The 10,444-nt window shown below is 74.0% G+C and carries 11 protein-coding genes and 2 pseudogenes; 2 read left to right on the top strand and 11 right to left on the bottom strand.

Going from position 1 to position 10,444, the window contains the following annotated elements; genetic code table 11:
- Positions 1 to 947, top strand: a pseudogene (locus tag JWR81_RS18995) (hypothetical protein); the annotation flags it as partial.
- A 378-nt stretch (positions 948 to 1,325) separates the two neighbouring features.
- Positions 1,326 to 2,468, top strand: coding sequence for a type VII secretion-associated serine protease mycosin (gene mycP, locus JWR81_RS19000; protein WP_297654288.1), 1,143 nt, complete (start codon positions 1,326 to 1,328; stop codon positions 2,466 to 2,468).
- A gap of 154 nt (positions 2,469 to 2,622) precedes the next feature.
- Here the strand turns inward: mycP and eccB are convergent, their stop codons facing one another.
- From eccB to infA, 11 genes and pseudogenes are all read right to left on the bottom strand, one after another.
- A complete protein-coding gene (gene eccB / locus JWR81_RS19005) occupies positions 2,623 to 4,038 on the bottom strand; it encodes a type VII secretion protein EccB (RefSeq protein WP_297654291.1) in 1,416 nt (471 codons plus the stop codon).
- Positions 4,039 to 4,088: 50 nt separating this feature from the next.
- Complete coding sequence (locus JWR81_RS19010) at positions 4,089 to 5,036, bottom strand: 2-oxoglutarate and iron-dependent oxygenase domain-containing protein (protein ID WP_297654294.1); 948 nt, start codon at positions 5,034 to 5,036, stop codon at positions 4,089 to 4,091.
- On the bottom strand, positions 5,033 to 5,464 hold the full coding sequence (locus tag JWR81_RS19015; protein WP_297654324.1) for a nucleoside deaminase: 432 nt from the start codon (positions 5,462 to 5,464) through the stop codon (positions 5,033 to 5,035). Before JWR81_RS19015 ends, JWR81_RS19010 begins: the two co-directional genes overlap by 4 nt.
- Before the next feature lie 229 nt (positions 5,465 to 5,693).
- Positions 5,694 to 6,542: a tRNA pseudouridine(38-40) synthase TruA gene (truA, locus tag JWR81_RS19020; protein ID WP_297654327.1), complete on the bottom strand. Its 849-nt coding sequence runs from the start codon at positions 6,540 to 6,542 to the stop codon at positions 5,694 to 5,696.
- A 215-nt stretch (positions 6,543 to 6,757) separates the two neighbouring features.
- Positions 6,758 to 7,261, bottom strand: a pseudogene (gene rplQ / locus JWR81_RS19025) (50S ribosomal protein L17); the annotation flags it as partial.
- A gap of 2 nt (positions 7,262 to 7,263) precedes the next feature.
- Positions 7,264 to 8,310, bottom strand: a complete 1,047-nt coding sequence (locus tag JWR81_RS19030; RefSeq protein ID WP_297654297.1) for a DNA-directed RNA polymerase subunit alpha — start codon at positions 8,308 to 8,310, stop codon at positions 7,264 to 7,266.
- 95 nt (positions 8,311 to 8,405) lie between these two features.
- The gene (gene rpsD / locus JWR81_RS19035; RefSeq protein WP_297654300.1) at positions 8,406 to 9,011 is read right to left on the bottom strand and encodes a 30S ribosomal protein S4; all 606 of its coding nucleotides are present in this window, start codon (positions 9,009 to 9,011) and stop codon (positions 8,406 to 8,408) included.
- Positions 9,012 to 9,030: 19 nt separating this feature from the next.
- Positions 9,031 to 9,438 (bottom strand): 30S ribosomal protein S11, encoded by a 408-nt coding sequence (gene rpsK, locus JWR81_RS19040; protein ID WP_297654303.1) that lies wholly within the window; start codon positions 9,436 to 9,438, stop codon positions 9,031 to 9,033.
- Positions 9,438 to 9,818, bottom strand: coding sequence for a 30S ribosomal protein S13 (gene rpsM / locus JWR81_RS19045; protein ID WP_297654306.1), 381 nt, complete (start codon positions 9,816 to 9,818; stop codon positions 9,438 to 9,440). The genes rpsK and rpsM overlap by 1 nt, the downstream gene beginning before the upstream one ends.
- Before the next feature lie 174 nt (positions 9,819 to 9,992).
- On the bottom strand, positions 9,993 to 10,109 hold the full coding sequence (rpmJ, locus tag JWR81_RS19050; protein ID WP_297654315.1) for a 50S ribosomal protein L36: 117 nt from the start codon (positions 10,107 to 10,109) through the stop codon (positions 9,993 to 9,995).
- A 28-nt stretch (positions 10,110 to 10,137) separates the two neighbouring features.
- A complete protein-coding gene (infA, locus tag JWR81_RS19055; protein ID WP_010541191.1) occupies positions 10,138 to 10,359 on the bottom strand; it encodes a translation initiation factor IF-1 in 222 nt (73 codons plus the stop codon).
- Between the last annotated feature and the right edge of the window lie 85 nt (positions 10,360 to 10,444).

The raw sequence follows: 10,444 nt of genomic DNA on the forward strand, positions 1-10,444 counted from the left end.
TGATGGCCGGAGCGGGCCCGGGCGCGGGGGTGGCGGCCCTGCCGGCCGCCACGGCCGCCGTCGCCGCGCTCGCGTACACGGCGCACCTGGTGCGCGGATCCGGTCCGACGCTCGGCGTGGCCCATACCGCGGCCCTCGCCGCCGTTCCGCTGGCGGGCGCGGCCGGGTGGACGGCGGTGCCACCGGGATCCGCGCCGCTGGTGGCCGTCGCGGCGACGGGCACCGCGGCTGCGGTGGCGCAGGTCCTGCTGCGGGTGGTCGCCCCCGTGCTGGTGGGCACGGTCGTCGCGGCGGTCCTCGCCGCCGGAGGCGTCGTCGGCGTGCAGCTGGGGCAGGTACCGACGGCGGCGAGTGCGCTGGTCGCGGCGGTGGCGGTGGTCGCCGGGCCGCTGCTGCCCCGCATCGCCCTCCGGCTCGCCGGGCTGCCGCGCCCGGTGGTGCCCGCCGACGGGTCCGAGCTGGGCGACGCGGACGTCGACGTCCTCCCGCCCGACGAGCTGGCCGAGCGGGCCGACCTCGCCCGCGGGTTCCTCGCCGGTCTCGCCGGAGCCTGCTCGGTGGTGGCCGCCGCGGGGGCCGTGCTCGCGGCCACCGCGGGCGGGTGGGCCGGACCGTCGTTCGCCGGGGTCGTGGTCGTGGTGCTCGTCCTGCGCGCCCGCGGCTACGCCGACGTCGCCCCCGCCCTCGTCACCGTGTCGGCCGCGATCGGAGCGGGCGTCGTGCTCGCTGCCCTGGCCGCCCCGGCGAGCTCCGCGGTGCGCGCGGCGGCGGCCGTCGCGCTGCTGGTCGTGGCAGGTGCCGGGCTGGTGGCCGCGGGGCGCGCGACCCCCGGGGCGTCGCCGGTATCGCGGCGCGCGATCGACCTGGTCGAGGGCCTGCTCGTGGCGGCGGCGGTGCCGTTGGCGTTCGCCGCGATGGACCTCTTCGGCCTCGTCCGCGGGCTGTGACGGCCGGTGCTCACCCGGATCGCCGTGCTGGTGGTGGTCCTGCTGACGGCTCCGACCGTGCACCCCGGCCTGCCTCCGCACGCGGCGTCCCGGCCCGTCGAACCGGCCACGACCCACGTGTCGACAGCACCCTCTGTCGGACATGCCGACGGACCGGGCCGCCCGGTGACGGCGGCTGGCCCGGTGCCGTCGCTTCGTCCGCCACCGCTGAGGACGGCGCCGCTGAGGACCCCGCCGCTGAGGACAGCGCCCCTGACGACGGCGCCGCCGGCCGGGCAAGGGCCGCTGCTCGGGACCCGCCTGCCCCGCCAGGCCACGGACGACCCGGTCCCCCCGCCGCTCACGGCCGCCGCGCCACCGGGCGTCCGTCCCGACGCTGTGGAGGGCCTGCGCCGGCCCGAGCGCTGCACCCCACCCGCCGCGACCCCGCCCACGGTCGCCCCGGACGCGGACCGCTCACAGCTCGCCGCGGCCCACCGCTTCGCCACCGGCGCGGGGCAGGTGATCGCCCTGATCGACACCGGGGTGCAGCCCGGTCCGCGCTTCGGCGCGCGGCTGCGCGGCGGCGGCGACTACGTGGCGGGCGGCGACGGGCTCGACGACTGCGACGGCCACGGCACGGCGGTGGCGGGGCTGCTGGCCGCATCGGCCGAGGGCCCGAGATCCGACGGGGTGGTCGGCGTCGCCCCGGACGCACAACTGCTCTCCATCCGGCAGTCCAGCCCGTCGTTCGAGGTACCGGGCCCGGACGGCGCAGCACGCCCGGCCGGTGACGTCAGGACACTGGCCGATGCCGTCGTCCTCGCCGTGCGTGAGGGCGCGGGCGTCGTCAACATCTCGGAGGCGGTGTGCCTGCCCGCCGCCGAGGCGGCCACCCAGGGCGCCGCGATCCAGGCGGCCCTGCGCCTCGCCGCCCAGTCGGACGTGGTGGTGGTCGCGGCCGCCGGCAACACCGGCGCCGGATCGTGCACGGCCGGTGGGGACCAGGTGTCGCTCCCAGGCTGGTACGGCGACGATGTCCTGACCGTCGGCGCCGTGGGCCCGGACGACGCGCCCGCCGCCTTCACGGTGCCGGGACCGTGGGTCGACGTGGCCGCGCCCGGCACGGGGGTGCGCTCGCTCGCTGTCGGCGGGGGCACCACGGAAGTGGCGGGCACGAGCTTCGCCGCGCCGCGGGTGGCCGGCCTGGCCGCCCTGGTGCGCGGGCGGTTCCCCGGACTCACCGCCGCGCAGGTGGTGGACCGGATCCTCGCCACGGCCCGGCGCGCCCCGGGAAGCCGCGCGCTGGGGCACGGCGTCGTCGACCCGGTCGCGGCCCTCACCGCCGTGCCGGACGTGCTGGCCCCGTCGGTCGCCCCCGGGCAGGTGGTGACGGCCGACATCGCCGGAACCACGGGCGGGACGCCGCACGCCCCGGCCCCGGCCCCGGCCGTCGAGGCGCTGCTGGTGGCCGCGCTCGTCGCCGCGTGCCTGCTGCGCCGCAGGCCGGCAGGACGTCAGCCGCGCCGCGGACCGATGTAGCCCCCGACGCGCGGAACCGCGGGGCCGGCTCGGCGTGCTCCCCGAGCGCGAGGGCGATCCCATACCGCGATCCGGGCGACCGCGAACACCGCCTCCTCGCGTCGGGCTCCCGGTGCCGGGCCGCTCCGACAGTGCCCCACGGGGCCGGCGTGAGCTAGCCGGACCGCAGGACGTCCACCACCCGCCCCGCCTGCGCGAGGTCGAGCACCGGGCCGGTCGGGAGCAGCCGCAGCGCGGCCTCCGGGGCGGGGCCGGCAGCGGTGACGCCGAGCGCGACGGCGGTGGCGTCGTCGGCCACGCCCGAGGCGACCCCGCTGCCCGACACCAGCCACAGCGGCCCGGCACCGGGAGCCCGCCCGGGAGCGGTGGCCCGCACGGCCCCGCCCGCACCGACGGTGACGGCGTCCACGCGTTCGCCGGTGCCGTCGGCCTGGGCCAGCGCCACGGTGGCCGCTCCCGGCGCCGACGGGACGGCCGTGCCCGTCCACACTCCGCCGGCAGGCGGGCCGTCGACGCTCCACGTCCAGCACGTCACCGGGGCCTGGTCGGGCTCCTGCAGCCGGGGCGCGGCGGTGGGCCAGCCCGCCACGGGCAGGTCGTCCACGAATCGCGCGGTGCCCAGCACGTCGGCGTCGACCGGCCGCACCTCCCGCGCGCCGGACGCCACGCGCAGCAGCTCCGCCAGCACCGCGGGCACCTCCTGCAGACCGCCGCGCAGCACCACGAGGAACCGCGGGCCGCCGTGCACCGGGCGGTCGACGAGCACGTCACCGACCCGGCCCGGCACTCCCGCGGGCGCGGGATCGCCCCGGCCCGCCACCTCGGGTGTGGCGAGCGCGGGCCCTTCGGGGAGCGACGACACGAGCGCCGCGGTGGCCGCCCGCGGCAGCTCGTCGGTGAGCCGGAACGCCGCACGCAGCCGGCCGTCCCCGGTGTCGACGCGGTGCCGCGCTCCGCCCGTGACCAGCCACGTCGTGTCGTCCGGTCCGGCGAGCAGGACATCGACACCCGGGTGAGGTGCCAGCGCGGCGCCTCCGACCACCGTGGTGGCACGCACGCGACCGTCGGCGTCCACCTCGTCGCACACCGCCCACGAACCCGCCGCCATCGCGCCGGTGCGCACGCCCACCGCACCCGCGACGGCGGCGGTCGGGGTGCGCGGCGCCCCGTCGAGGGAGGCGTCGGGCACCATCTCGGGTGTGGCCCGGCCGGCGTCGGGATCGCCAAGCGCGGCGAGGACGAGCCGGGCCGCGGGCAGGTCCGCCACAGGTACGAGCCGGTCGGGGCCGTGCACCACCGCGTACATCGCCCCGGAGCCGGCCCCGACGACCACACTCTGCGCCCGCCAGTTCGGGCTCGGCACGAACGCCGCGTACACGGCCGTGCCGCAGAGCCCGAGCAGGCCGAGCACCACACCCGCGAGCGACGCCCGGCGCTGCGCGCGGATCTGCTCGTGCAGCGGCACCGGGTCGCCCCGGACCAGCGCGGCCTCCATCCGGCGCAGGCCGAAGCGGTAGGCGTCGGCCTGGTCGCGGGTGGCCGGGGCCCGGGTGGCGCTCCCTGGGAACACCGACCGACGGTAGCCGCGCGACCCCGGTCCTCGTGGGCGTTCGGAGAAGGTCAGCCCACCGAGATCGCGTCGAGCCGCTCCTTCAGGAACGGCGCCGACACCACGGCCGGGAGGTCGTCACGGCGACCGAGGGGCGGCGCCAGCGGCGTCACGAACGCGTCGTGGTCGAGCTCGAAGAAGAACACGAGCGACACGAGCTCCTCGTGCGGAGCGTTCGGCTGCGGGGGCAGGACCCGGTGCCTGCCGGAGCGCCAGCGCAGGCCCGTCCAGTGCGCGAGCAGGTCCCCGATGTTCACGGTGAACGCACCCGCGTCGTAGGGCGCGTCGGCCCAGCCCGCGTTCGCGATGTCGACCTGGAGCCCGCCCGCCCCCGGCTCGCGGTCCAGCACCGTGACGGTGCCGAAGTCGGTGTGCGGCCCGATCCGGAACTGGCCGGGCGCGGGCTCGCCGACCTCCGTCAGCGGCGGGTAGCGGTTGATGTTGAACGTCCAGGTCGGGTGCCCGGCCAGCACCGTCAGGGTGTCCAGCGGCAGGCCGAGCGCGCCCGCGCACAGCTCCAGCAGGTCGCGCGAGGCCGACGTCATCGCCGCGAGGTAGCGCTCGACGGCGGGCCGCAGCTCAGGCACCTCGTCGGGCCAGACGTTGGCCGGGAACCAGATGTCGTCCACCGCGGGGTCGCCGGTGGGCGTGTCGGGCCCGACCGCGAAGGACTCCTTGAGGTCGGGCGGGTTCTCCCCACCCTCCACGTTCCCGTTCGCCTCGACGCCCGGCGCCAGCCAGCCACGGCCGCCGATGCGCGCGGCGTAGCACTGCTTGACCTCCGTGGGCAGGGCGAAGAACCGGCGGGCGGCGGCACGCACCTCCGCGCGCAGCGAGTCGTCGACGCCGTGCCCGGTGACCAGCAGGAACCCGGCCTGCTGCAAAGCGAGATCGACGGCTGGCGCCACCGTGGGGTCACCGGAACGCCAGGCCGCCAGGTCGACCGTCGGGATCGTCACGAGGGCTCCCCGATGTCCTCGTTCCACAGCTCCGGACGGGCGGCGATGAAGTCGGTCATCATCCCGGCGCAGCGCTCGTCGTCCAGCACGGTGACGGCGACGCCGTGCTCGGCCAGCCAGTCGTGCCCGCCGTGGAACGTGCGTGCCTCCCCGACCAGCACCGCGCCGATGGCGAACTGGCGCACCAGGCCCGAGCAGTACCAGCACGGCGACAGCGTGGACACCATGATCGTCTTGCGGTAGTCGCGCTGCCGCCCCGCGTTCCTGAAGGCGGCGGTCTCGGCGTGCATGGACGGGTCGTCGTCCTGGACGCGGCGGTTGTGGCCGCGTCCGAGCAGCGTGCCGTTGACCGAGAACAGGGCGGCGCCGATGGGGATGCCACCCTCGGCGAGACCGGCACGGGCCTCGGCGACGGCGACGTCCAGCATTCCGGCGGGATCGGTGGCCACCGGACCACTCTTCCCCGCCGGCAGCAGCGGGACAACGCCGCGCCCCGAGCCGCAACACCCCCGCAACACCGCCCCCACCCGGCAACACGGCCAGCGGGCGGCCCTGACCGGCCGACGGACGGACCGTCGCGCCGTGATCGTGCGCCGGCGGGTGTCGACTCGCGCACCCGGACGTGTGGGCTCGCGGGGCCGGGCGGTGGGATGCGGGTCAGGTGGCCGTGGTGCGGACGTTGCGGGTGACCGCCGCCCGCGCCTCCAGCTCCTCGTCCGACGGGTAGTCGACGCCCACCAGCGCGAGGCCGTGGGCGGGCGCCACCGGCACCTCGCTCGCCCGCTCACCGCGGCTGAGCAGCGATGCCGGCCAGTCGACCGTGCGGCGGGCCCTGCCGACGTCCAGCAGCGCCCCGACGAGGCTGCGCACCATCGAGTGGCAGAACGCGTCGGCCGACACCTCCGCCGTGACGACCGCGGCGTCATCCACGCTCCAGACGAGGCGCTGCAGCTCCCGGACGGTGGTGGCGCCCTCGCGGCGCTTGCAGAAGGCGGCGAAGTCGTGCTCGCCGAGCAGCCGGACCGAGGCGGCGTTCATCGCTTCCACGTCCACGGGGAAGGGCCAGGAGAGCGTGTCGCGGGCGCGCAGCGGTTCCGCCCCGGACGGCGCGGTGGCCACGCGGTAGCGGTAGTGACGGCGCAGCGCCGAGAACCGGGCGTCGAACGCGTCGGGCACGGCGGTCACCGTGCGCACCCGGACGTCCGGTGGCAGCAGCCGCGCCAGCCGCCGGACGAGCCACGCGGTGTCGAGCGACGCGGGCAGGTCGGCGTGTGCCACCTGCCCGGTGGCGTGCACGCCCGCGTCGGTGCGCCCGGCCACGGTGAGCTGGACCGGCTCGCGCAGCACGGTGCTCAGCGCGTCGGTGAGCACCCCGCACACGGTGCGCAGGCCCGGCTGGATCGCCCACCCCGAGAAGTCGGTGCCGTCGTAGCCGAGGTCGAGACGGAAACGGCCGAGCCCGCCGTCCGGGAGGACGGCGGGCTCGGCCGGGTGATGCGGGTGGATCAGGACTCGTCCTTCTCCTGCTGCGACGCCGGCAGCGCGAACCCGGCGGCCTCGGCGGCCTCCGGGGTCGCGAACCACACCTCGGCCACGGTGCGGTCGTAGAACGACGAACCGGGGACGTGGTACAGCATCGAGTCGGCGTTGCCCTTGATCTCGAAGCCTTCCGGGGCCTCGTTCACGTCGTCCAGCGGGGCGTGGCTGCCCTCGCCGTACGGCGCCTCCGGAGCGGCCTCGGCCGCGCCGTCGGTGGTCTCGGCGGTCTCAGCGGTCTCGGCCGCCTCCTCCGCCGCCGGAGCCGGCGCAGCGGCCGCCTGCTGCGAGGCCGCCGCGCGACGAGCCCGGTTGGCCTCGTCGGTGACGGTCTTCTGCGACACCAGCTCGATCACGGCCATGGGGGCGTTGTCGCCCTTGCGCGGCAGCGTCTTGGTGATGCGCGTGTAGCCACCCTGACGGTCCTCGAAGAACGGGCCGATCTCGTGGACGAGGGCGTGGATGACGTCCTTGTCGCGGATGACCTTTGCGATCTCGCGGATGTTGTGCAGGTCGCCGCGCTTCGCCTTGGTGATCAGCTTCTCGGCGTAGGGCCGCAGGCGGCGGGCCTTGGCCTCCGTCGTGGTGATCTTGCGGTGCTGGAACAGCGACGTCGCCAGGTTGGCCAGGATCAGCCGCTGGTGCGCGGGCGAACCGCCGAGGCGGGGCCCCTTGGTGGGCTGAGGCATGGCTACAACTGCTCCGTTTCTGCGTAGTCCTGGCCGTCGTCGCCGAACGGCTGGTCGGGGTCGAACCCGTCGGCGCCGTACTCGGCGGCCGCGGCCGACGGGTCGAATCCGGGCGGGCTGTCCTTGAGCGCGAGCCCGAGGCCGACGAGCTTCATCTTGACCTCGTCGATCGACTTCGCACCGAAGTTGCGGATGTCGAGCAGGTCGGCCTCGCTGCGGCCCACCAGCTCACCCACGGTGTGGATGCCCTCGCGCTTGAGGCAGTTGTAGGAGCGGACCGTGAGGTCGAGCTCCTCGATCGGCATCGCGAAGGCCGCGATGGTGTCGGCCTCCTGCGGCGACGGCCCGATCTCGATGCCCTCGGCGTCGACGTTGAGCTCACGGGCGAGCCCGAACAGCTCGACGAGGGTCTTGCCGGCCGAGGCCAGCGCGTCCCGCGGGGTGATCGACGGCTTGGTCTCGACGTCGAGCACGAGCTTGTCGAAGTCCGTGCGCTGCTCGACACGGGTGGCCTCGACCTTGTAGGTCACCTTGAGGACCGGCGAGTAGATCGAGTCGACCGGGATGCGGCCGATCTCGGCGCCGGTGGCCTTGTTCTGCATGGCCGGGACGTAGCCACGACCCCGCTCGACGACGAGCTCCACCTCGAGGCGGCCCTTGTCGTTCAGCGTGGCGATGTGCAGGTCCGGGTTGTGCACGGTGACGCCGGCGGGCGGGACGATGTCGCCCGCCGTGACCGGTCCGGGGCCCTGCTTGCGCAGGTACATCGTGACCGGCTCGTCCTCCTCGGAGGACACGACCAGCTCCTTGAGGTTCAGGATGATGTCGGTGACGTCCTCCTTCACCCCCGGGACGGTGGTGAACTCGTGGAGAACGCCGTCGATGCGGATGCTGGTGACCGCCGCCCCCGGGATGGAGGACAGCAGCGTGCGCCGGAGCGAGTTGCCCAGCGTGTAGCCGAAGCCCGGCTCGAGCGGCTCGATGACGAACCGGGAGCGGGTGTCGACGACCGAGTCCTCGGTCAGGGTGGGGCGCTGAGAGATCAGCATGGGAATGTGCCTCCTTCAGGCCTGCGGCAACCGCTATTTGATGCCGCAGCAAGCCCCCGGCCCCTCCCTGCGGAGCCGGGGGTGTCGAGCGACTACTACTTGGAGTAGTACTCGACGATGAGCTGCTCGGTGACCTGCGTGTCGATCTGCGCACGCTCGGGCAACTGGTGGACCAGGATGCGCAGGCTCGACGGAACGACCTGCAGCCACGCGGGAACCGGACGGTCGCCGAGGAGTTCCTTGGCGATGATGAACGGGTCCGTGTTGATCGACTTCGGCTTGACGTCGATGATGTCGTACCGGGAGACCTGGAAGCTGGGGATGTCCACCTTCTGGCCGTTGACCAGGAAGTGGCCGTGGTTCACCAGCTGGCGGGCCATGCGGCGGGTGCGGGCGAGGCCCGCGCGGTACACGACGTTGTCGAGACGGCACTCGAGGATCTGCAGCAGGTTGTCGCCGGTCTTGCCCTCGCGACGGGCCGCTTCCTTGTAGTAGCGGCTGAACTGACGCTCCAGCACGCCGTACGCGAAACGGGCCTTCTGCTTCTCCTGCATCTGCAGGAGGTACTCGGTCTCCTTGATCCGGATCCGGCCGTGCTGGCCGGGCGGGTAGGGACGACGCTCGAACGCCTGGTCGCCGCCGACGAGGTCGACCTTGAGCCGGCGGGACTTGCGGGTCATGGGTCCGGTGTAACGAGCCATGTCTTGTTACTCCCTTTCCCTAGACCCGGCGCCGCTTGGGCGGCCGGCAGCCGTTGTGCGGCTGCGGGGTGACGTCGGAGATGGTGCCGACCTCGAGGCCGGCTGCCTGCAGCGAACGGATCGCGGTCTCACGGCCGGAGCCGGGACCCTTGACGAACACGTCGACCTTCTTCATGCCGTGCTCGGCTGCCTTGCGGGCGGCGCTCTCGGCGGCCATCTGCGCGGCGAAGGGGGTGGACTTGCGCGAGCCCTTGAAACCGACGTGGCCTGCGGAGGCCCACGCGATGACGGCACCGGCCGGGTCGGTGATCGACACGATGGTGTTGTTGAAGGTGCTCTTGATGTGCGCGTGGCCCATCGCGATGTTCTTCTTCTCCTTGCGGCGGACCTTCTTGGGTCCACCGGCGGAGCGGGTACGGGGCGGCATTACTTCTTACCTGCCTTCTTCTTGCCGGCGACCGTCTTCTTCGGTCCCTTGCGGCCGCGGGCGTTGGTCTTGGTGCGCTGGCCGCGCACCGGCAGGCCCCGGCGGTGCCGGATCCCCTGATAGCAGCCGATCTCGATCTTGCGGCGGATGTCGGCCTGGATCTCACGACGAAGGTCACCCTCGACGCGGAGGTTGCCCTCGATGTACTCGCGGAGCGCGGTGAGGTCCTCGTCGGTCAGGTCCTTGGACCGGAGGTCGAAGTTGATCCCGGTGGCCGTGAGGATCTCCTTGGACCGGGTGCGTCCGATCCCGAAGATGTAGGTGAGCGCGATCTCCATCCGCTTGTCGCGGGGGAGGTCGACGCCGGCGAGACGTGCCATGCGGCGGTGTACTCCTGTCGTCCTGCTGAACCAGGTCTGGTCGACGCCCGTCCCGGCTGTTTCGCTGCCCGGGCCCCGGCCTGGATCCGGGGGTGGTTGCGCCCGTATGGCGCGGTAGGTGCGTCGAGTTCTTCGGTGTTGCTTGCGGTCAGGAGACCGCGACGAACCGGGTGATCAGCCCTGACGCTGCTTGTGACGCAGGTTGGAGCTGCAGATCACCATGACCCGGCCGTGACGGCGGATCACCTTGCAGTGGTCGCAGATCTTCTTGACGCTCGGGTTGACCTTCACGTCCGTCGTCCTCTGGTGTTGGTGTCGATCACTTGTAGCGGTAGACGATGCGGCCGCGGGTGAGGTCGTACGGCGACAGCTCCACCACGACCCGGTCCTCAGGGAGGATCCGGATGTAGTGCTGCCGCATCTTGCCGCTGATGTGGGCGAGGACCTTGTGTCCGTTCTCCAGCTCCACGCGGAACATCGCGTTCGGCAGGGGCTCGACGACTCGGCCCTCGACTTCGATCGCCCCGTCCTTCTTGGCCATGTCCTCCGCGATCCGTGACAGGTGTGCGTACTCTGACTGTCGTACTCGGACACGCCGCTGCCCCGGAAACCGGAGGTGCGGGGGG

Source organism: Pseudonocardia sp. (assembly GCF_025965585.1).
Taxonomy (GTDB): Bacteria; Actinomycetota; Actinomycetes; order Mycobacteriales; family Pseudonocardiaceae; genus Pseudonocardia.